Source organism: Olivibacter sp. LS-1 (genome assembly GCF_008245145.1).
Lineage (GTDB): Bacteria > Bacteroidota > Bacteroidia > Sphingobacteriales > Sphingobacteriaceae > Olivibacter > Olivibacter oleidegradans.
The window spans coordinates 982,440-1,005,125 of record NZ_CP041643.1 but is presented as its reverse complement, the minus strand read 5'-3'; the positions used below and the strand labels follow the sequence as shown (position 1 = coordinate 1,005,125).

Sequence of the window (22,686 nt, the reverse complement as noted above, 5' to 3'; positions counted from 1 at the left end):
GATCTTAAAATGTCAAATTTAAACCAAACATATAGGTTGAATAAATTGGATATACATCCAATTCGATACCTGAATTAATTGCCGAGCCCGCATTACGCCGATCAGCATCGGAAATATTTCCTGAGGTTGCACCTCCAATTTCGGGAGTAAATCCGCTATAAGATTTGAATACAAACGGGTTTTGTGCAGTTGCAAACACACGTAACTTACTATCTTTTAAGAATGTCCATTTTTGATTGTCAAACGTATAGCCTAATGTAATGTTGTTTACTCGCAAGAAATTACCGGATTCGACATAATATGTAGAGGGCCGAGGAATAGTATTGGATGCAGCAGGCCCAGAAGCGTTCTGATTTTCCGGTGTCCAGCGATTAGCAAAGACTTCTTGTTCTACCGCATCATTGCCAAATCGTACAGCGCGTTTACCATTGAAAATTTTGTTTCCTAAGTTTCCGTAGAGATCAAACGACAGATCAAACTGTTTATAATTCACACCCGCATTGAATCCGAAATAAGCTTTTGGTTGATAAGACCCGACAAACACACGATCGTTGTCGTCGATCGTACCGTCTCCATTTACGTCTCGGTAAGTAAAGTTCCCCTGATCATCATGGCCAGTCACTTCATAAACCCAAAAGCTGCCCACGGGTTCGCCTACTTGGGTCATTGTAACAATTTGTCCATTGCCAAGACTTCCTCCCTGTAACCTTAGGTTTCCAGTAACTTCGTCGACGATATTTTTATTGAAAGTAACATTTCCGCCAAATCGATAGGAGAAATCGTCGTTTACCCGGTTATCCCAATTCAAGGCAACTTCAAATCCTCTGTTCCGAACACGAGCTGCTTGTGTATAGACAACTCTGTCTGCATCGCCGAAGAGCGAAGGAATTGTTACTGGGACGTAGGCGTCGGTCAACTTATTGTAATATCCAAAGCTTCCAGATAACTTTCCTTGAATAATACCGAACTCCAATCCAGCATCTACTCCTTTTGTCGTTTCCCACGAAGCGCCTGCATCCCGTATTTGATTATAATTGATCCCAAGCACCGGATCAAAATTAGGAAAACCAAAAGGATAATACCCTGTTTGAGAAACGCCTAATAAAGCTGCCAGGTTATTCCCTGAAATACTGATGTCATTTCCAACTTTACCGTACCCAACTCTTAGCCGTAAATAATCAAATAAATCTTGATCCTTCATAAAGTTCTCTTCACCGATATTCCACGAACCACCAATTGAGTAAAAAGTTCCCCACTTATTATTGACAGGGAATGAACTTGACCCGTCTCTACGCAAAGAACCACTAATGTTGTATCGACCGTCATAGGTATATGTTAATCTTCCAAAAATGGATTGGCGGCGTACCAAATCACCGCCATTAATATTGTTGTTTGGATCAATAGTAATTGTCGATACATCTCCTTGACTGATATACCATAGATTTCGTTGATTAGGGACATCTAATACTTGAACGTTTGACCTTGTTGCACGGTCTCTTTCAAAGGAATAGCCTACGGTGGCGTTAACTTCGTGCTTCTCCGCGAAAGTTTTATTGTAAGTAGCTTGGTTATTCCAAATGTAATAGAAGCGGTTGTTATCCAATACATTTAATCTCGAGCGATTATTTTGTTGCGCACTGAAAACGGTGTACACAGGAGCATATTGAAGACCATCTCCATTTGTCTTATCGAAATTAAAATCACTTCGTAAAGTCAAACCCTCCACGGGTTTTAAAGAGATAAAGCCATTTCCCTGCAAACGTAACGTATTGGTAAAGTCATTGGTATAATTAATCGTCGCTACAGGGTTTCCAACATTTAACCCTGGTTGATACCCATAACTACCGTCTTCATTATAGATAGAGGCCGCAGGCGACATCCGGTAGGCTGACGCAAAAACACTTCCGGGAATATTATTCGACTTGCTGTAGGTTACGGTAAGATTATGACCAACAGAGAGAATTGGAGCTAACTTATACTCATTATTTACCCTTGCATTAAAGCGATCATATTTTGATCCTTTTAGAATACCTTGATCGCCAAAGTAACCTGCACTAAAGTAGTACGTTGTCTTTTCTGACGACCCACTCACGCTTACGTCATAATTGTGGACTAACCCTTGGCGAGTTACGGCATCCATCCAGTCAGTGGTTTGATTAGGCAAATTATTCGGATCGAATAACAATTCAGGTTCTTCTCCCACGGGTGTCCCATTAATGATCGCTTCATTGGTATAAATCGCATAATCTCTACCACCAGCCATATCTACCTTGCTAGTCATGTTTCGAAAACCAGCGTAAGTATTTACATTCACTTGCATTTTACCACTTTGACCAGTTTTTGTAGTAACCAATATCACACCATTACCAGCCCTGCTACCGTAAATTGCTTGAGCAGACGCATCTTTCAACACTTCAATGGAAGCGATATCCGAGTTATTAATATTCGTAATATCGTCCGTAATTACACCGTCTACCACATAAATCGGATTTTGGTTCCCTGTAATTGATCCTACCCCACGGATTCTTACTTGCGGTTGCGAACCAGGCTGTCCCGAAGCGTTAATCTGTACGCCTGACGCCTTTCCTTGTAAACCTTGTGCCGCTGTCAACACGGGCTGTTTGGTAATTTCTTCTGATTTAACGGAGCTTACTGAACCGACAATCTGGCTCCGCTTTTGTGTACCGTAACCAACAACTACCACTTGATCCAATACCTCGCTCTCACTGGCCAAGGTAACATTAATGGTGGTTTGATTGTTTACGGCTATCTCCTGTCTTCGATAACTGATGAAACTAAATGTTAGGGTGGCATTCGACGGTGCCTTGATATTATAGTTACCATTGGCGTCCGTCTGGGTCCCTTTACCCGTCCCTTTGATTAATACACTCACGCCTGGAATCCCTGTTCCATCGAGCGAATCTGTTACCTTACCTTGAATGGTTATTTCCTGCTGCGCGAAAGATGGCGCTGCGATAAAAATAAATAAAACCATTAGGCAGTACGTAAATCTGTACCTCATAGCTTTTTTGATTGGTTATAAATTGTCTCTTTAATATAGTTGGGTTTTACTCCCCTAAGTGAGCACACCCTCATTAGTGGTTAACAAAACAAAGTTGCCCGATTGTTTTAAAATTTGGAAAAAAAGAGACTCTACATCAATACATCAAGCGTAAAACCACTTGCTCATTTCTGGATTATATTTTTTTAAAACACTGATTAACAAACAAATAATATGATACATCACCTCTCATATTTATCGGTAAGTGTGTACTTAATACACGAAGTGTTTGATGAGGTAATGATGTAGTGTTTTACCTTACATCTAATAGGTTCTATAGGGATATACCAACACAAGAGGGGGCACTACACATCCATTAGAAACTCGGTAAGATTCTGGTCGTGCCCAAGGTTTAATTTTTTCCGTAATCGATATCTTCTGATTTCAACTCCTCGAGTGGTGATATTAAGTAAGGAAGCAATTTCCTTGCTTGACATGTTCATTCGCAAATACGCACACAGTTTTAGGTCATTAGGCACCAATTCGGGATAGTTGGCTTTTAACTTTTTAAAGAAATTCTCGTGTGCTTCATTAAAACTTTCTTCAAAGAGATTCCAATCGCGCTCATCGCTCCGAGCGTCGTCTATAATCTTGCTGATCCTTTTTAGTTGATCACTTGATAACCTGCGTCCATCTCCGTCCTTCAATTGAAGCAACTCATCATGTACATTATTCAGTAACTCATTTTTATAGACAATATTCATGGCTGAATTGGCCAATTCTCTATTTTTGCTCGCAAGCTCCTTTTCCAATTGACTATTTTTCATCCTGAAAAGTCGCTGCTCATTTTCAAACATCTCTTTTTGTAACCGCTCCTCCTGCTCATGCAACATTTTTTGCTGCACTTCCTCGCGATGCCTTTTAAGCTTATATAAGTAATAACGTCTAACTCCGTAAAGCAGCAGCAAAAATAGCAACGCATAGGCCATCCAGGCCAAGCTACTTCTATACCAAGGGGCACTTATTTCAAAAGAAAGTGCACTGACCGACGTTACATAACCATTTACATTTGCTCTTACCCTAAAGATGTATTTACCCGGTGAAAGATTGGTAAACTCCTTCTGAGTGATACTGCTCCAGGCCGACCAGTTCTTTGAGTTTCCCTCCAGTTGATATTGAAACTGGATGGTATTGGTAGAAAAATAGGGCAACGCGAAAGTAATACGTATATTATTTTGTTTGGCTTCCAAAATAATTTCGCCCGATTGATAAAATGCGATTGGTTTGGCTGTACTATCAGCAATATCTTCTACCTTCTGGATAATTGGCGGGGCAATTTGTTGTTGCGGGGATCCGGTGACTTTTCTATAAAGCGCGAAACCGTCATCTAAACTAACTAACGATAGGTTTGGCGTGAGCAAGTTTACATTTTCATAAAAACTCAACATACGGTTATTCAACACCGTGAAACCAGTAGAATCAATATGGACTTTGCCACTATCACCAAAACCAACCAACGCCAAATGTCCTTTACGAATGAACCAATATTTGCCACCCGCAGCCGGCATTACCTTGTTTGCATTGGCAAAGGTACCCAAGCGTTCATTCAGTTGGGTATAAGCATGAAAGTGATCCGCTATCTCATCATGTAAATAAAACCCGGAGTCCGTTGCAAAAACGACTCTACCGGCTATACTAAATACGTTGATATACGGACTTTGAGGTAATCCATCATCCTCTGTATATTTCTTTTGATGCCGAACAAGGGTAGCTTCATTATTTAGCTGGACAGCATACAGGCCTTTGTATCCACTTACCCAGAATCGGTTGTTACTTATCTGCTCGAGGTATTGAACAGGTTCGTTGAAGTTCCCTAGTTTCCGATCAAAAGTCCAACGATTATTACTCTTCTTAAAAAGAGCTAAACCCGTATAGGTTCCCTGTATCAAGCTATCACTCTTCCCTTGTAAGGTATGTAAAGTATAGCCTCCGGTAACCGTTGATAGCCAGTGTGGTCGCTCGTTTTCGACCCGAAAAGTTCCATTGTTATGACCGCAGAGCAATTCGTCGCCTAGGGTATAGAGCTCCCAAACTTGTCCTTGTGAGCCTTCTACTAGTCGGAAATCGAAACGATTATTGTTGGCTGGCCAATTACTGTAATAGAGTCCCTGATTAGTCCCGATATAGAGTTTGCCTTTGTAGATTTTCGAGGTGTAAACAGTACCTAAAATCCCCGCGCGATCGTCAAAGTAATAAATAGGTGAATTGATTTCTATACGATCGATTCCATTGTCCAAACCAACCCATATATTTTGAAACGCATCCGACTGTAAGCTTAAAACGGTATTATTTTGCAAGCCATTGCTTTTGTTTATGTGCTGAATGAGCTTCCCTGCTTGGTCAAGTATGTAAACGCCATTTAAAATGGTCCCGAAAGCATATTGATTTCCAAGTACTTTCAGCCCATTATTGAGTTGGTATTGTCTTAGCGCTACGTCTGCTTCGTTGATCCAGGGCCGAGCATCTCCATTTTCAAAGATAAACAAACCACTTTTGGCCGTACCAATAAGCAAGGCATTGGATGTGAAAGGAAGTATGGAAAGAATGATTGAATTTCCATAGAATTGTTTATCTAAAAGTTTTACGAGCTTTCCGTCTTTGAACTCGAACAAGCCTTTTGATATTATTTCTACCAAATAACGTCCATTAACTTGATATAAGAATAAAAAAGGGTCTTTTGTCTTTAATACGCTTAACTTTCCATTTTTGTAGGTATAGATGGCAGAAAAGGATTGAAAAAGCACTTGCTCATCATCAACATAAATCTTCCAAATTTCGTCATTGACCTTGTCCGCTTCCGTCAGTTGATCACTTAATGAGCGGTATACCAGCAAACCGAAAGCATTTCTTTCCCATACACCAAATTGGCCAAATCCGCCGGTATATATTTCCCCCTCCCTTCCAACAGCAACACCTCTCACCAAAATTTTGCGCGGCATGGTATTTAGATCCCAATGCTGCCCGTCAAAAGAAAGCAAACCATCGCTATTGGCAAAATACATTCGCCCGTCGGGCCCGTAGCTTGCCGACCAGTTCTGGTTCCCCGCCTGGTAGAAAGTTTTACTGAAATTTTGGACAAGAGGCGCACCGGCAAAATGGACATCGCCCATAGCAACTGTTTGTTTCGCAACAGGCGCTCCGATTCTTGGCCTACTTGGCTGCGCCATTGCCGGTTTAAGCGAAAGGCTAAGAAGCAACAGAACTAATAGGCTAAAAGAAAATGACCAATTGTTGCGCATACAGGCTAAATTAGGTCTTTGCCAGAAATTTTTTATGTTTTCTTTTGCTGAGATTGACAGTTTGTGGAATTTTGACATAATATCCCGTTCCGTCGTACTCTCTTTTTCTAGGGTGTGCTTTACACGCATCTGAACAACATCCATCCATCTTCCATCCGCATTCGTCGCATTGGGTAAAATGCTCATTGCATTCAGGATTGGCACAATTGATCATCTTAGTGGTTTGTGTGCCACAATTAAAACAAGTAGATACAACTGAGGGATTTACGGTGTTCACATCGACCGCCACACGGTTGTCAAAAACATAGCATTTCCCTTCAAAGTCTTTTCCGCCAGCTTCCTTCCCGTATTTTATAATCCCTCCATGTAATTGGTATACTTGTTCAAAACCTTCATGCAAGAGTAAAGCAGATGCTTTCTCGCATTTTATTCCGCCGGTACAATAGGTAAGGATCTTCTTGTCTTTATACTTAGCAAGTTCCTTAATCTTTTCCGGAAATTCCCTAAAGTTTTCAATGTCTAAACGTACTGCGTTTTTGAAATGGCCAACTTTATGTTCGTAATCAGACCGAACATCTAATACCACTACGTCGTCCCGATCCTTCATTTCAAGAAACTCCTTGGGTTCTAAATGTACACCTGTTTTCTTTGTTGGATCAATTATATGCGGGTCTCTCAATCCGGAATGCACAATCTCCGGTTTATACCGACAATGCATCTTAACAAATGAAGGTTCATCCACCTCGTCCACTTTAAAATCTGTCTTAGCAAAACGAGGATCAGCATGCACGGCATCCATATACGCTTGACATGCTTTCGGTGTACCTGATACTGTTCCGTTCAGTCCTTCATCTGCCACAATAATACGTCCGACAAGTCCTAAAGACTTACAAAAAGCTAGATGGTTTTCGGCAAATTCTTCTGCGTTTTCGATTGGGCTGTAACAATAATACAGCAAGGTTTGATATGCTTTCATATGTCATTGATACCGCTGCAAACGGCGTTTAATGTTTTTTAAGGTGCAAAGATAAGAATTATTTGCCTTTTATTGATAGCGAATGACCTAGTTAGCCTTCATTACAGACTCTTCACAGCTTTGAAACGAATTGCGCTCGTGCTATCTCGCATATTGCAAACTGTAAAGTTGCTGAAACGCAGTCGGATTATATCCGGCGATATGCTTAAAGAAACGACTAAAATGCGAGCTTGTGTCGAAATTAAGTTTACCGGCGATCTCTTTAACACTTAGGTCTGACGTGGTTAACCAATATTTGGCCTCTTCCATGATCCTGCTGTGTATCATATACAATGCCGTTGTTCCTGTATACTCTTTAACCACTTCACTGAGATATTTTGCGGTCACGAAAAGGTGCTCCGCGTACTCCTGAACAGTTCTTTTGGTTAAGAAATGATCATCAATAAGTCGTTTAAATTTATTGACCAGCTGCTGCTGCCGCGAAGGCAAAGTCAGTGCCTTGGCCGAAACATGCGTACTGGCGCGACTCGTTTCCAGAAGAAGTTCAATAAACAGCAGTCGCAACATCTTATCGCGAAACAACTTACTGTTGTGATATTCTTGATGTAGTCGCTTGAAAGTTATCTGAATGGTAGCAAAATTAGGCTTAGTTAACGTGCATATAGCGGGTTCATCAAAACCATTCACCAATACATTTTCAATCAATGGCTCTTGAAAAACTGCATTAATAATAAAATCCTTCTTAAAAAGAATAATATAGCTCTGGATATCGGCTGTCAGTGATTCAAACACTGTTGCCGGTGTCAGTTTAATAAGATACAGCGTCCCCGGGGCTAGCTTAAATGAATAATTTTCCATATTGACTATTCCCTCTCCTCTAAGATTTAGAATAAGAGACATGTATTCATGTAAATGAAAATTAGATAAACTTGTTAAGGTATTTCGGTTAGCCTGCATGACAATAAAGTGGGGGTTTTTGTCCACTGCGGAGTTGAAAGCAGGATCGTTCTTCTCAGTTATTACTAATTTATTTAAGGAATTGCTCATATATTACCTTTTGATCATGCAAAGCAAAGCATATCCTATCGTAACAAGGTAAATTGAATATCATATTAACATAGGTTTAATGTCAAAAACAGGCAAAAAAAACCTGTTTCCAAAAGGAAACAGGCCAAATTTAAAATAAACAAAAATCACTAAGCATCTAGGGGTTCTTACAAACCGAAACCATAAGCTATCCGTAAACCAAAGAAGTTATTGCTACTTCCATTGTCTGTAAATTTGCTATTACCTTGAAAACGTACACCCGCATCCAAGTAGCTTTTACCACCTAAATTGAATTGATAGCCTACTTGTGGTGCATAGGCAAATGTAGCAGATTTAGTGGCGCCTATATCGTCTTTGTTTGTTAAGAAAGACACCCCAGCTTCGCCTTGAACATAAAAGTTCCCGACAGGAAAATATTTCAAGCCTGCTTTTACAGGAAGCAATTGTAAGTCTTCGCCGGAAATGCCATTGAAATCTTTTGCAAAGAAATTACTGAATCCTGCATTCAGGGTTACGTATAAATCATTTTTCAGGATCGGGTATTCAGCTTGTATTGAACCTCCCACGCTCCAATCATAAGCATCTCCGAAATCTCCTACCGGTAAACCAAACTCCGGTCCAACGCTTAGACGAAAGCCTTCGCGGTCTTGCGCCTTAGCAGAAAATGTAAGCAAAGTTAATGCAGCTAATATAAATGTACTCAGTTTAATTGCCTTTTTCATGTTTTTAAAATTAATTGTAAGTTTTTCTCATTATTGTTACTAAGAAGTTGATAGCGTCTTTCTATCCAAAAAAATTGCTGCTTAATGATTCTTATTAATTTGTTTTTACAACACAAAAGTAGTTTGACAAATCAGCGCCATCAATTCCAAAAGGTCGGATTATGGAACCAATTTTTCGGCTAAATGAAATAATGGATATGAATTTGGAAGCGTCAGGCATAAAAAGTTGATATCGAAGAGCCGATGCAAACGAAATATAACAACTAATTAACAGCAACTTAACAATATAAATGTTACTTTGTATACAAAGTTTATACTTTGATGTCAAAACGTGCAATAGAGCTGGTGGTTATCTCAGATGTTCATCTTGGGACCTACGGATGTCACGCTAAAGAGCTCCTAAATTACCTCAAGAGCATTAAACCTGAAAGAATCATATTAAACGGCGATATCATTGATATCTGGCAATTTAGCAAACGTTACTGGCCGGAAAGCCATATGAAGGTGGTCCGTAAGCTGCTCAAATTTGTAGCCGAAGGTATCCCTGTTCATTATCTGACGGGCAACCACGATGAAATGCTTCGAAAATTTGCTGATTTCAATCTTGGCTCTCTGCAGCTTAGCAATAAATTGGTACTTCCGTTATCAAACGGCAAAGCCTGGATATTCCATGGTGATATCTTTGATGTAACCATGCAGCACTCAAAATGGCTAGCACGCTTAGGTGCCATTGGCTATGATTCACTGATCTTGCTTAACAGCTTTGTAAACTGGTGTTTAGTTAAAATGGGCAGGGGAAAGATGAGTTTTTCCAAGAAAATCAAAGCAAGTTTTAAAGATGCTGTTAAGTTTATCAACAACTTCGAAACGATCTCTGCCGAGCTAGCCATTGAAAAGGGATATCAATATGTGGTTTGTGGCCACATACACCAACCGGAAATAAAGGAAATAGAAACAGAAAATGGCACGGTGACTTATTTAAACTCCGGCGACTGGGTTGAGAACCTGACTGCCTTGGAATACAACAAAGGCAAGTGGGAGATTTACCGTTACAGCAAAGATGAAATGGCAAATACTGCATCAGAGGAGATTGATCCTTTTGAAAGTGAAGACCTAAATGAAAAACTGAACGTAAACAAGTTGTTGGCGCTATTGAAAGCTGAAGGTTAAGAATCCCCAATGCTTGAAGTCTGTCTCTCCTTTTTCAACGGATATCCTTCTAACGTGACAGCTTTTTACTTTTACTTTTTACTTTTTACTTTGATTACACTAATATTGTAGTTCTATACAGATAGGTAAAAAGCAAAACAGGTAATGATCAATTTATTTAGAAAATTTACTCCCTCTAATCTTCTATTTTTAATAATCATCGCCTGCTTCCTTTGTATAGGGGCTTTTATTCACATGCCGGAATCGTTCCATCCGATTCTTTTTGAGCAAGCTATTATGACGTTTGTGAAAAACGCAAACGATTTAACATTTACGCCTTTAGCAAGTATTCTCCTCACCCTAGTGATTACCATTGCGCAAGCGCTGTTATTAAATCGGATCGTCGACAATCATAATTTACTGGGTAGACCCACTTTTTTGCCTGCGTTAATGTACGTAACAACCGCCAGTCTTTTACTGCCCTTTCTCGCTTTAACTCCTACACTCATCTGTAATTTTTTATTGATCTGGATGATCGATAAATTGCTGAAAACCTATCATCGTGCGGAAGTAAAATCTACCCTATACGATTTAGGCATGTTGGTTGCGCTCGGAACCTTATTCTATTTTCCTTTCATCCTCATGTTCTTGCTTTTATGGATAGCACTCATTATTTTCAGACCTTTTGATTGGCGCGAATGGATTGCCGGACTGCTTGGCTTTATAACCATCTACTTTTTACTGGGCATCATTTATCTTTGGAAGGATCGCATTAATGATTTTTACGCCATCTGGAAGCCTTTAACCAACCCAATTCCCACATCATTTCATATTGAGCTTTATGATTATTGGGTGTTAATGCCCTTGGCCCTGGTTTTGATTCTCTTTTTAAATACCCTGAGAGAAAACTTTTATAAAAGCATTGTCCATGTAAGAAAATCCTTTCAACTGCTGTTTTTTATGTTTCTGTTCGGCATTTTCTCTTATTATTTGAAAGCCGATGCACCGCAATATCATTTTTTAATATGCGCACCGCCTATCTCTATTTATATGGCCTACTATTTTAATTTCGCGAAAACCAGTTGGTTTTATGAAAGCGTATACGCTATTTTAGTCATTGCCATTTTATACTTTCAACTTTTTTAACCAAGTAAAACTGTTTGTTTTAACCTTTTTTAACAAAAACACCCCACTTCACAACTAAAAAATAAATAGCTTTGCAGTCTTGAATTGACATATATAGCTTCATGAACAGTAGATCCGCATGAGATTACACATTAAGAAATACCTTTATATCATTGGAATATGCGTTAGTGCAACCGCTAGTGCACAATCGAACAGCAGCTCACCTTATTCGGCATTTGGGCTAGGCGCTTTAAGGGGCGACCAATTACCGCAATACAGGGCAATGGGTGGACTGTCAACAGGGGTGCGTAGTTTAGGAGGCTATAGCAATATTAACGTAGCCAATCCGGCCGCCTATTCCAGCATTCGCCTATCAACGTTTGATATCGGAGCTTACATGAACAGAACCATCCTTGAAAAAGGAGGAAACAGTGAAGCAAGCGGAAATTTTGCTTTAAATCATATTAATTTTGCCATTCCTTTAAGTCAGCGTTCTGCCTTTAGTTTTGGCCTTATGCCCTTTTCGGATATGGGCTATAACTATGCCTCGCCTATGTCATTCGGCTCCGGAGATACAACACGGGCGAACAGAGCTTTTGCGGGTGAAGGCGGTCTCAGTAAAGCTTATATTGGATACGGGGTACAGATCGGCAAATACTTCAGTGTGGGAGCGAATGTATCGTATTTGTTCGGAAAACTAAATAATATTAGTGGAATCGAATATCCTAACCAACTAGGAGCTACTAATTCGAGAATTGAGAATAAACGGGATATTAACGGCTTTAATTACGATTTAGGTCTTCAATATCACACCACCTTGAATGAAAAAACGCTCCTAACACTTGGCTATACCAACAGTTTGGGCACTAAGCTTAATTCTACTGCTTCCGAAATTGTAACACGTATATCGAGCAATATATCTGACGGTACGATCAATTCGGTTTTGGATACCGTATCTTCTTATTTTGGTAATGAAGAAAAGATAACACTCCCTATGCGCCATAGCTTTGGCTTCAGTATTAACCGTGCTAATAAATGGTTACTAGGCGCTGATCTTCGTTATGCTAAGTGGTCCGATTATAAAGATGGATCTGTCCTGGACGATCAAACGAAATTCAAAGACAGTTACGGGGCTAGCCTTGGAGGCCAATGGACTCCTGATATTACTTCTATTCGCTACTGGAACGTGGTTGATTACCGTTTCGGATTACGCTATGATAAAACCTATTTAAATCTAAACGGGCAAGACATAAAGGATATGGCCGTTAGTCTGGGCTTAGGGCTTCCCATCCGGGCACAGTCGGGTATTCAAGCTTATTACAAAATCAACCTGACAGCGGAATACGGACAAAGAGGAACCCTAACCAATAACCTGGTTAAGGAAAGGTATTTTAATTTTACCGTTTCTTTTATGTTGAACGATCGTTGGTTCCAGCGGTATCGATACGACTAAGCAAAGAGAATGGGGCAAATGAAATGTATTTGGTGACTCATCAATTAATCTATAGGTTCCAAAAAAGACAAGCCATGGTTTTTAAACAAACCATGGTTTCGTTGTTTTTTGCTGTCTTATTCCTGTGTTCTTGCGAAAATGACCTGAAGGATGTCGAGCGCATAGCGAACATTAATGCTGAAGAACCGATTGATGTCTCTTATGGTGTTACCGTCATTTACAGTGATTCGGCGGTCGTAAAAGCTAAGTTGATTTCCAGCAAAATGATTAAGCATAATGTAGATAGTCCCTTTTACGAGTTCCCAAAAGATGTGCTTTTGATCTTTTATGATAAAAACAAAAAAGAGGAGAGAAGAGTCACCTCTAACTATGGTCTATACTTTGAAAAGAAAAACCTGGTCGAATTGAGGCATAACGTGGTTGTTACCATGGCTGATGGAACGATCTTCAAATCGGAAGAACTTTTTTGGGATAACGATAAACGGATTTTCTTCAATAAACTGCCATTGACCATCACCAGTCCTGATGGAAGTATATTGGAAGGGAACTTCTTCGAGGCTGATGAAAATTTTGAACACCGGAAAATAAACGGGGCAAGGGGAGTATACAATTTAAAAGAAGGTGATGGATTATGACAATACTCCATCGCAAATACTTTTTTTATTGTTAAAAATTGTATCTTGCGCCCTCATTTAAAAATTTGTTGAATTTTTATTTTAAATACTTATAATAAAGAACTTAAAACCTTCAATCAAAATAGTATAAAGAGCATATGGGATTAATGACCTTTTTGCGAAACCGCGCGGGAATAATCATTGTAGTAATTATCGGTTTAGCAATCGTAGCATTTTTATTAGGCGACGTTATCCGCTTCGGCACCCCGTTTTGGGCATCTCATCAAAATGAGGTGGGTAATATAGATGGCGAATCTATATCGTATACGGATTTCAATAATCAAGTGGAACAAAGCATCAACAATATGCGCCAGCAAATGGGGGGCAATATGAGTCCACAAATGACATCCTATGCGGTTGAAGATGCATGGAATCAAAACTTAAGACGGCTATTACTCGACAAAGAACTCGAGCGTATTGGTCTGGGTGTAGGAAAGAACGAGTTGCAAGATATGGTAACCGGTAAAAATCCATCACCGATGATTGCGCAGAATTTCGGCAATCCACAGACCGGAGAAATAGATCGCAATCAATTGAACCAATTTCTTGCCAATGTTGCAAAAGAACCTGCAAATAGCGAGCTAAGTAGACAGTGGGGTACTTTTTTGGAAGCCATGAGAGATAACCGTCTACAGCAGAAATATAACAACCTGGTACAAAACAGTGTTTACGTAACTTCCTTAGAAGCAACCGAAGATTATAATCAACGGAATAAAATTGCCAATTTTAGCTACGTTTTGTTAGATTATGCCTCCATACCCGACAAAGACATCAAGTTAACGGACGCTGATTATCAAAATTACTACAACGAACACAAGGCCGCTTTCAAGAATCAGATGGAAACGCGTTCTTTTGATTACGTTGTATTTAATGCGCAACCAACCGCACAAGATACGGCTTTAGCCAAGGAAACGATTACTAAACTAACGGAAGAATTGGCCAAGTCTACCAATGACTCGTTGTTTGCTGTATCCAACTCGGAGCAAAAGAGACCCGTTTCTTACATAAAGAAAGGAACCTTGAGCCCTGCTTTGGATTCACTGGTATTTAGCGCGGCTAAAGGTTCAACTGTAGGGCCTGTATATTCGAACGGTGTCTACGAGTCTGCAAAAATATTGGATGTACGCAATAGTCCGGATTCGGTCACCGCACGCCATATTTTATTAAATCCTGCAACAGAAGGCGGAGTTGATAAGGCAATGGCAAAAGCAGACTCCATCAAAAACCTTATTCTAAAGGGAGGTAACTTTGCTGCACTGGCAGTGGAATTTGGTACGGACGGAACAAAAGATAATGGCGGCGAATTAGGTACATTCGCTAGAGGTAGCATGATCCCTGCTTTCGAAAATGCTGTTTTTGATGCAAAACCAGGTGATGTATTCGTTCTAAACACACAATATGGTGTGCATATCATTAAGGTAGACGCACAAAAAGGGATGTCTAAAGTGGTAAAGGCAGCTATTATCGATAAAAGCGTGAGTAGTAGCAATGAGACGTTAAGAGCAGCTTATAGCAAAGCATCCGACTTCTTTGGAAAAGCAAATAGCCAAAACTTTGCTGAAGAGGCCAAAAAGGCGGGTTTGACCGTAGAACATGCGGATAACATTACGCCCATGCAAGGCTATCTGCCTAACCTTGAAACACCAAGGGAAGTGATTAAGTGGGCTTTCAAAGCCGAAAAAGGCGATTTAACGGACAAGGTCTACGAGCTTGACAATCAATATGTGATTGCTAAATTGACTAATATTCGCCCCAAAGGACAGTTGTCTTTGGAGGATGTGAAGAAAGAAATCGAACCGGCAGTATTAAATAAGGTAAAGGCCACAAAGCTAGCACAGAAGTTGAACGATGCTCTTCAAGGCGCAAAATCAATTGACCAGATAGCACAAAAAGTTGGAAAAACACCGAAAGCGGAACAAAACATCGTTTTTGCAAACCCGATATTACCGGGGGTTGCACAGGAGAATAAAGTGGTAGGTACGGTTTTCGGATTACAACCGAAGCAGCTATCTAAGCCAATCGAAGGAAATCAAGGTGTATATGTGGTACAGGTTACTGACTTCGTAAATCCTCCTGCCTTAGATAAAGTTGATCAACAAAAGCAACAAGTTAGACAACAACTGAGACAACGGGCTTCCAATCAATCCTTCCAAGCTTTATTAGATAAAGCAGACATTAAGGATAATCGCGTGAGGTTCTACTAAAATTATTTATTCATACCTTTGTATCCGGATAGCTATAACATACTATCCGGATTTTTTATTTTAAGACGGCCTAACATTAGTGGCAATAGAGGAATTTTGTAATTTAATCGAGGGGTATGGAAATTCAAGAAAACATAGTAAACAGGGTTGCAAACAGTGGTCTGCTAACCTTTGATTTAGCATCACTCAAATCAAAAGCTGAAGTAGCCGTTTACGATATAAAAGACAATTTATTTCAGGGACTTATTTTACGTGAAAAGGATTTTCGTGCCTTTGTAAAAGAAAACGACTGGTCTAAATACGCAGGTAAAAATGTGCTGATTACTTGCAGTGCAGATGCAATCGTTCCTACATGGGCCTATATGCTCCTGGCTAATAAATTGGAACCTTATGTAAATGAGCTTTTTTTCGGGGACAAAAAAACCTTTGAAGATATATTATTTGAGCGTGCCTTATCCAATCTGGACATAGAGCAGTTCAGAGACCAGCGAGTAGTAGTAAAGGGTTGCGGAGACATAAAAATTCCGGAATCGGCCTTCGTTACCTTTGCTTATAAGTTATCAAAAGTTGCCAAAAGTATTATGTACGGTGAGCCTTGTTCTACGGTTCCTATATTTAAACGAACGACATAAAGTATCGTCTAAGGCGTTGGTTAATGCTTAGCGATAAATAATTTATGATGAAGAAACTACTAGCGGTTATTATCTCAGTTACGTTTTCAGCCCATGTGTCCGCGCAGGTCTTACCCTATTTAAAAAAGGGCGTATTTCAACCGGGAGAAGAGCTGACTTATAAGCTTAAATATGGCTTTATTTCGGCAGCAGAAGGTGTATTAAAAGTCTTACCGTCTGATCTAACGTTTGATGGAAAACCAACATATCATTTAACCGCTGTTGGTAAGACTTCAAAGGCATTCAGTATCTTTTATAATATACGTGACCAATACGATTCGTATATTGATCAGAAAACATACCTTCCTTATTTCTTTAGCGAGGATATCAAAGAAGGTAAATATAGGAGAAACGATAAGATTCGATTTTATCAAGATAAAAAGAAGATTGAGGCAACGCGTGGCAATTTTACCGCTAAAGAATCGCAGACATTCGATTTGCTATCTGCCTATTATTTTTCGAGAACACTAGACTTATCGAATATAAAGGAGGGAGAATCATTTAAGCTCTCTTATTTTCTAAAAGACTCTTTAGCTTATCTCTACATTACCTATTTAGGTAAAGAAAATATAAAAACCCCTCTGGGAACATTTAGGTGCCTGCGATTTAGCCCATCATTGGAGCCGGGTCGTGTATTTAAAAAAGATAGTAAACTTCATCTTTGGGTAACGGATGATGATAACCGAATACCGGTAAAGGCACAAGTAGATATTTTAATAGGAGCGGTAACCTTGGAACTTACCGGCGCCAAAGGTTTAAAATATCCACTGAAAACAACTAAGTAACGACAAAAAGACATAAAAACGCCATTTTGTCGCAATATTAACGATATGATGATTGAAGTTAGTGACGTATTGGTTAATGAGGAGATCATTAAAGAACAATTTGTCTGTAATCTGAACAGATGTAAAGGAGCGTGTTGCGTGGAAGGCGATTCGGGCGCACCACTCGATCAGCACGAGTTGACTATACTTAAGGAGATTTATCCTGAAGTAAAACCCTTTATGACGGCTAAAGGAATTGAGACCATTGAAAGCACCGGAACACACGTGGTGGATGAAGACGGTGATTTGACAACGCCATGTGTTGACGGAAATAAGGAATGTGCATACGTGACCTGGGAAAATGGTATTACAAAATGTGCGATTGAGATCGCCTATCAAAAAGGTCTTATACATTGGAAGAAGCCCATTTCCTGCCACCTATACCCCATTCGTATTACGAAATATCCGGAATTTGACGTCCTAAACTATGATCGTTGGCATATCTGTCATGACGCTTGTTCCTATGGAAGGGAGTTAAAGGTTCCTGTTTATAGCTTTCTGAAAGAACCATTAATCAGGAAATACGGAGAAGAATGGTATAAAGAACTGGAGGAAGCAGCAAAATCCCCACATATTTAATGGCTTTGTAAGTTTTTCATATTAATCTTGTTTTTTAAGTTTTCTTTAACATTTTTTAACAGAAATGACAAGCCAAAAATTTGGCTTTAAGCACCAAATGGTATTACTTTTGAAAGAGTCAAATCAAAGTTTGCAGACTTGACTAAAACAAACAGGAGAGCGAAGGACTTTTACTAGGGGTCCAAATTTTTATCGAATTTTCCTTGAACGAAAAAAAGCAACATCCCGGTAATAAGTCATCAAGCTCCGCATAATGGTACAAACCGCTAAAAAATAAAATAGAAAATGAAGAAAATAGGATTGACACTACTAACAGCCCTTATTGGTGGAGCGGTGGCTGTTGGAGGTTACAAATTGTTGGAGAAGAAACAAATTAGCCAAATGTCGTTTGAAGAGCGGCAACAACTTCACTATGCGAATAACCCAAGTAACATAGCAGCTTCAACCGGTAATCTTGATTTCACGCAAGCGGCCGCAGCAGTTACTCCCGCAGTCGTTCACATTAAAACAGAATATGAGCAATCGGGTCGATCGGGCGGTGATCCTTTTCAGGATATGTTTGAGGAATTTTTTGGCGCACCGAGAGGACGTCAGCGTCAAGCGCAGCCGGCAAGGGCTTCAGGTTCCGGGGTAATCATTTCCAATGACGGTTATATCGTAACGAATAATCACGTGGTGGAAGGAGCTGATAAAATCACCGTTGAACTTACCAATAAAAAGGTTTATGATGCCAAAATCATTGGCCGCGACCCGAATACTGATTTGGCATTAATCAAAGTTAATGCAACAAATCTCCCAATTGTTAAATTAGGTAATTCAGATAATGTAAATATTGGCGAGTGGGTTTTAGCTGTGGGCTATCCTTTAGGTTTACAATCGACCGTTACAGCGGGTATCGTCAGTGCGAAAGGTCGCGCCATCGGTATATTAGCTGATCAACAGAGACAAGAACTTTACCAGCAGTGGCAGCAAAATGGCGCAGATCCGAATAATATACCGGCGAGCTCTGCAGTCGAATCGTTTATTCAAACCGATGCAGTGATCAATAAAGGAAATAGTGGCGGTGCACTGGTAAATGCCAACGGCGAGTTAATTGGTATAAATGCTGCCATTATGTCGCAGAGTGGCTACTATGCCGGTTACGGTTTTGCCATACCGGTTAACCTGGTTAAAAAGATTGCCGATGACTTTGTAAAATATGGAAGCGTAAAACGCGGCTATGTAGGCGTAACCTTCCAAGAGCTCAATACCGAAGTAGCGAAAGAATTGGGTGTTGCCGAAATTAATGGTCTTTACATCAATAGTGTAGTGCCAAATGGAGGCGGTGCCGCAGCAGGTTTGAAAAAAGGTGATATCATCACTAAAATTGACGGAAATGTAATCTACTCAAGTCCAGACCTACAAGAGCGTGTAGCAAGACTACGCCCTGGTGATAAAGTTAAGTTGACGTACAAACGCGATGGAAAGGAAAAAGAAGTAGTTGTAACCTTGAAAGGAGATGACTCCATTAAGTCAGATAAAGAAGGCAAGAGTGGTAGTAACCGTAGTACCGCTGAACTTTACAACAAGCTAGGCGCAGGCTTCATTCCAGCAAATGCACAATTGAAAAAGAAGTTCAACATTTCTTCGGGTGTTGTCGTATCTGAAGTGAGGAGAGACGGTTTATTTGCCGAATACAATGTTCCAAAAGGATTTATCATTACAGCGATCAATGGTAAACCGGTTAATAATGTGGATGATGTCGAAAGCGCATTAGCATATGGCAAGAATGACATGATTCAGCTTAGCGGTGTTACGCAAGACGGGGCTCGTTATACGTCGACATTCCCTTTAAAATAACATAGTATATATAACCTTTAAACAGAAAGGGTTCTTCGCAAGAAGAGCCCTTTTTTGTTATACGACATCCAGGATCAGCGTCTTCTGCCAATCATCGAACCTCCTGGACTTGTTTATTTCAAATTAATTATATAAAGCCTTCTTCTTCAACTCGTTTAAGCTTGATTTCAAAAAAAAGACCGAGGATCGCCTCAAAAAGAGACATACAAAATCGGTTATAAAATTGTGTAAAAATGGTCAAAAATTAGAACCATTCTAAATTGCGTAAATAGATAGCCATTATTATGTCATTATTAAATCAAATAAATAGCTTTGCCTACCATTAATAAAATTAACACACAAAATGAGTAGTTTTAATCAAGCATTAACTTCCACATTAGGGAAAAAACTAATCATGGCCTTAACAGGTTTGTTCTTATGTACATTCCTGATAGTACACCTGATTGGTAATCTCCAATTATTTAAGGATGATGCAGGCAAGGCTTTTAATGACTATGCCTACTTCATGACACACTTTCCTCCCATTAAGGCAGTGTCCTATCTATTGTATGCGTCTATTATAATCCATGCTATCTATGCCTTATTATTGACCTTACATAATAAGAAAGCTCGTCCTGTTGGTTATGCAAGTTATGCGGGTAATAAAAACAGTACTTGGAATTCGAGAAACATGGGTATTTTAGGGACCGTGCTTTTGGTTTTCATCGCAACTCACATGGCCAATTTTTGGTGGAAATTCCATAACGATGAAGTGCCTTATATAGAGTATCGCACCAATTTAAATACGCTAGAAACACAGGTTACGGAGCTAAATGCATCAGATTTTACAGATTATCAAAAGTTTACTGAAAACGGAGAAGAGGTGACGAAAGCGCGCGATTTATATAAGCAGGTAGAATATGCCTTCCAAAACCCGGTTCTAGTTGCTTTTTATGTACTGGCAATGGCGGCCTTATCTTTTCACTTAATTCATGGTTTTAACAGTGCCTTCCAATCACTGGGTTTCGATCATAAAAAGTATGTGCCGATTGTGCGCTTTCTTGCAGTATGGCTGTTTGGCGTTATTATTCCGATAGCCTTTGCTGCTATGCCATTGTATTTTTTCTTTTGTAAATAAAATTCACTTTCCCGGTTCGCCGGAATTGTGATAAAAATAGAATAAAGATGATGTTAGATTCTAAAATACCAGAAGGCCCATTAGCCGAAAAATGGTCAAAACATAAATTCAATCTTAAGTTAGTTAACCCTGCTAATAAACGTAAGTTTACCATCATTGTAGTTGGAACAGGATTAGCAGGAGCTTCTGCTGCGGCATCGCTTGCCGAGCTAGGCTATAATGTAAAAACATTCTGTTATCAGGACAGCCCCCGTCGTGCGCACTCCATTGCCGCACAGGGCGGTATAAACGCTGCTAAAAATTATCAAAATGATGGCGATAGTGTATATCGCTTATTTTACGATACCATTAAAGGAGGCGATTATAGAGCCCGTGAAGCCAATGTATATCGCTTGGCTGAGGTTTCGGTCAATATAATCGACCAATGTGTAGCACAAGGCGTTCCATTTGCCCGGGAATACGGCGGCTTGTTAGACAACCGTTCTTTTGGTGGAGCACAGGTTTCCCGTACTTTTTATGCTCGCGGTCAAACGGGGCAACAACTTTTACTGGGCGCCTATTCTGCACTGAACCGCCAAATTAATGCCGGCAAAGTACAATCCTATACTCGTCATGAGATGTTGGACGTGGTAATGATTGACGGACATGCGAAAGGCATTGTTACCCGTGATTTAAAAACGGGTAAAATCGAGTCGCATGAAGGGCATGCGGTTCTATTGTGTACCGGCGGATATGGCAACGTTTTCTTCTTATCTACAAATGCCATGGGATGTAACGTAACTGCTGCCTGGAGAGCGCACAAACGTGGTGCTTTCTTTGCGAATCCTTGTTACACGCAGATTCACCCGACCTGTATTCCTGTAACTGGCGACCACCAATCGAAGTTAACTTTGATGTCCGAGTCATTACGTAATGACGGTAGAGTTTGGGTGCCTAAAACAGTTGAATTAGCAGAGAAGCTCAGAAAAGGACAGTTAAAGCCGTCGGACATTAAAGAGGACGATAGAGATTACTTCTTGGAGCGGAAATATCCGTCCTTCGGTAACCTGGTTCCCCGTGATGTGGCTTCCAGAAATGCTAAAATGATGTGCGATGAGGGAAGAGGCGTCGGCAAAACCGGACTAGCGGTATTTCTTGATTTTGCAGAGGCCATCCAACGGATGGGCGAAGATACGGTACGCGCTAAATACGGCAACCTCTTTGATATGTACTATCAGATTACGGATGAAAATCCATACAAACAACCTATGCGTATTTATCCGGCTGTACACTACACCATGGGGGGATTATGGGTTGACTATAATCTGATGACCAGTATCCCTGGTCTATATGCTTTGGGTGAATGTAATTTCTCTGACCACGGAGCAAACCGGTTGGGTGCTTCTGCACTCATGCAGGGTTTGGCCGATGGTTACTTTGTAATTCCATATACTGTAGGTGATTACCTAACCAGCTTGGGAAGCTTTGCTCCGGTTGACAAAAATCATCCTGCTTTTGAAACTACCCGGAAAGAAGTAGAAGAGAAGGTCAAAAAACTTCTTAGCCTTAAGGGATCGAAAACCGTAGATGACATTCATAAGAAGCTTGGCCACATTATGTGGGAATACTGCGGTATGGCTAGAAATGAAGAAGGGTTGAAAAAAGCAAAAGTAATGATTCAAGAACTTCGAAAGGAATTTTGGAGTGATGTCACCGTCTTAGGAGAGAACGAAGAGCTAAATCTGTCATTGGAAAAAGCCGGTCGCGTAGCCGATTTCTTAGAACTTGGCGAATTAATGGTTGATGATGCCTTAAATCGCAGTGAATCTTGCGGCGGCCATTTCCGCGAGGAAAGCGCTACCCCGGAAGGTGAAGCAAAGCGGGACGATGACAATTTCGCTTATGTAGCAGCATGGCAGTATAACGGTGATAATCAACCGGAAACACTTCACAAAGAAGCACTCGTATTTGAGAATGTGAAGTTGACCCAAAGAAGTTATAAATAATTTAACCACTCAAATATATAA

The 22,686-nt window shown here is 40.1% G+C and carries 16 protein-coding genes; 11 read left to right on the top strand and 5 right to left on the bottom strand.

The window, feature by feature from the left end; genetic code table 11:
- Positions 1-4: 4 nt before the first annotated feature.
- The 5 genes from FKG96_RS04030 to FKG96_RS04010 form a co-directional block, all read right to left on the bottom strand.
- Complete coding sequence (locus FKG96_RS04030; RefSeq protein WP_130854568.1) at positions 5-3,022, bottom strand: TonB-dependent receptor; 3,018 nt, start codon at positions 3,020-3,022, stop codon at positions 5-7.
- Positions 3,023-3,366: 344 nt separating this feature from the next.
- The gene (locus tag FKG96_RS04025; protein WP_246860332.1) at positions 3,367-6,171 is read right to left on the bottom strand and encodes a triple tyrosine motif-containing protein; all 2,805 of its coding nucleotides are present in this window, start codon (positions 6,169-6,171) and stop codon (positions 3,367-3,369) included.
- Between the two features lie 139 nt (positions 6,172-6,310).
- Positions 6,311-7,276, bottom strand: coding sequence for a rhodanese-related sulfurtransferase (locus FKG96_RS04020; protein ID WP_149105158.1), 966 nt, complete (start codon positions 7,274-7,276; stop codon positions 6,311-6,313).
- Positions 7,277-7,417: 141 nt separating this feature from the next.
- Positions 7,418-8,323: an AraC family transcriptional regulator gene (locus tag FKG96_RS04015; protein WP_013664707.1), complete on the bottom strand. Its 906-nt coding sequence runs from the start codon at positions 8,321-8,323 to the stop codon at positions 7,418-7,420.
- Positions 8,324-8,490: 167 nt separating this feature from the next.
- A complete protein-coding gene (locus FKG96_RS04010) occupies positions 8,491-9,045 on the bottom strand; it encodes an outer membrane beta-barrel protein (RefSeq protein WP_130854570.1) in 555 nt (184 codons plus the stop codon).
- 321 nt (positions 9,046-9,366) lie between these two features.
- Here FKG96_RS04010 and FKG96_RS04005 point away from each other — a divergent pair, with 321 nt between their 5' ends.
- From FKG96_RS04005 to FKG96_RS03955, 11 genes are all read left to right on the top strand, one after another.
- Entirely contained in the window at positions 9,367-10,215 is an 849-nt protein-coding gene (locus FKG96_RS04005) for a UDP-2,3-diacylglucosamine diphosphatase (RefSeq protein ID WP_013664705.1), read from the top strand.
- 144 nt (positions 10,216-10,359) lie between these two features.
- On the top strand, positions 10,360-11,340 hold the full coding sequence (locus FKG96_RS04000; protein ID WP_013664704.1) for a DUF6427 family protein: 981 nt from the start codon (positions 10,360-10,362) through the stop codon (positions 11,338-11,340).
- Positions 11,341-11,458: 118 nt separating this feature from the next.
- The gene (locus tag FKG96_RS03995) at positions 11,459-12,772 is read left to right on the top strand and encodes a hypothetical protein (protein ID WP_013664703.1); all 1,314 of its coding nucleotides are present in this window, start codon (positions 11,459-11,461) and stop codon (positions 12,770-12,772) included.
- A 74-nt stretch (positions 12,773-12,846) separates the two neighbouring features.
- Positions 12,847-13,407 (top strand): LPS export ABC transporter periplasmic protein LptC, encoded by a 561-nt coding sequence (gene lptC / locus FKG96_RS03990; RefSeq protein WP_165446901.1) that lies wholly within the window; start codon positions 12,847-12,849, stop codon positions 13,405-13,407.
- Between the two features lie 137 nt (positions 13,408-13,544).
- A complete protein-coding gene (locus FKG96_RS03985) occupies positions 13,545-15,650 on the top strand; it encodes a SurA N-terminal domain-containing protein (protein ID WP_130854572.1) in 2,106 nt (701 codons plus the stop codon).
- Between the two features lie 116 nt (positions 15,651-15,766).
- A complete protein-coding gene (locus FKG96_RS03980; RefSeq protein ID WP_013664700.1) occupies positions 15,767-16,282 on the top strand; it encodes a DUF2480 family protein in 516 nt (171 codons plus the stop codon).
- Positions 16,283-16,329: 47 nt separating this feature from the next.
- Positions 16,330-17,106 (top strand): DUF3108 domain-containing protein, encoded by a 777-nt coding sequence (locus tag FKG96_RS03975; protein WP_130855137.1) that lies wholly within the window; start codon positions 16,330-16,332, stop codon positions 17,104-17,106.
- Positions 17,107-17,154: 48 nt separating this feature from the next.
- A complete protein-coding gene (locus FKG96_RS03970; protein ID WP_130855138.1) occupies positions 17,155-17,724 on the top strand; it encodes a DUF3109 family protein in 570 nt (189 codons plus the stop codon).
- Between the two features lie 285 nt (positions 17,725-18,009).
- Positions 18,010-19,563: a Do family serine endopeptidase gene (locus tag FKG96_RS03965; RefSeq protein ID WP_013664697.1), complete on the top strand. Its 1,554-nt coding sequence runs from the start codon at positions 18,010-18,012 to the stop codon at positions 19,561-19,563.
- Positions 19,564-19,906: 343 nt separating this feature from the next.
- Entirely contained in the window at positions 19,907-20,680 is a 774-nt protein-coding gene (locus tag FKG96_RS03960) for a succinate dehydrogenase cytochrome b subunit (RefSeq protein WP_130854573.1), read from the top strand.
- A 47-nt stretch (positions 20,681-20,727) separates the two neighbouring features.
- Positions 20,728-22,665 carry a fumarate reductase/succinate dehydrogenase flavoprotein subunit gene (locus FKG96_RS03955; protein ID WP_013664695.1) on the top strand — a complete coding sequence of 646 codons (1,938 nt, stop codon included), beginning with the start codon at positions 20,728-20,730 and terminating at the stop codon, positions 22,663-22,665.
- Positions 22,666-22,686: the final 21 nt, after the last annotated feature.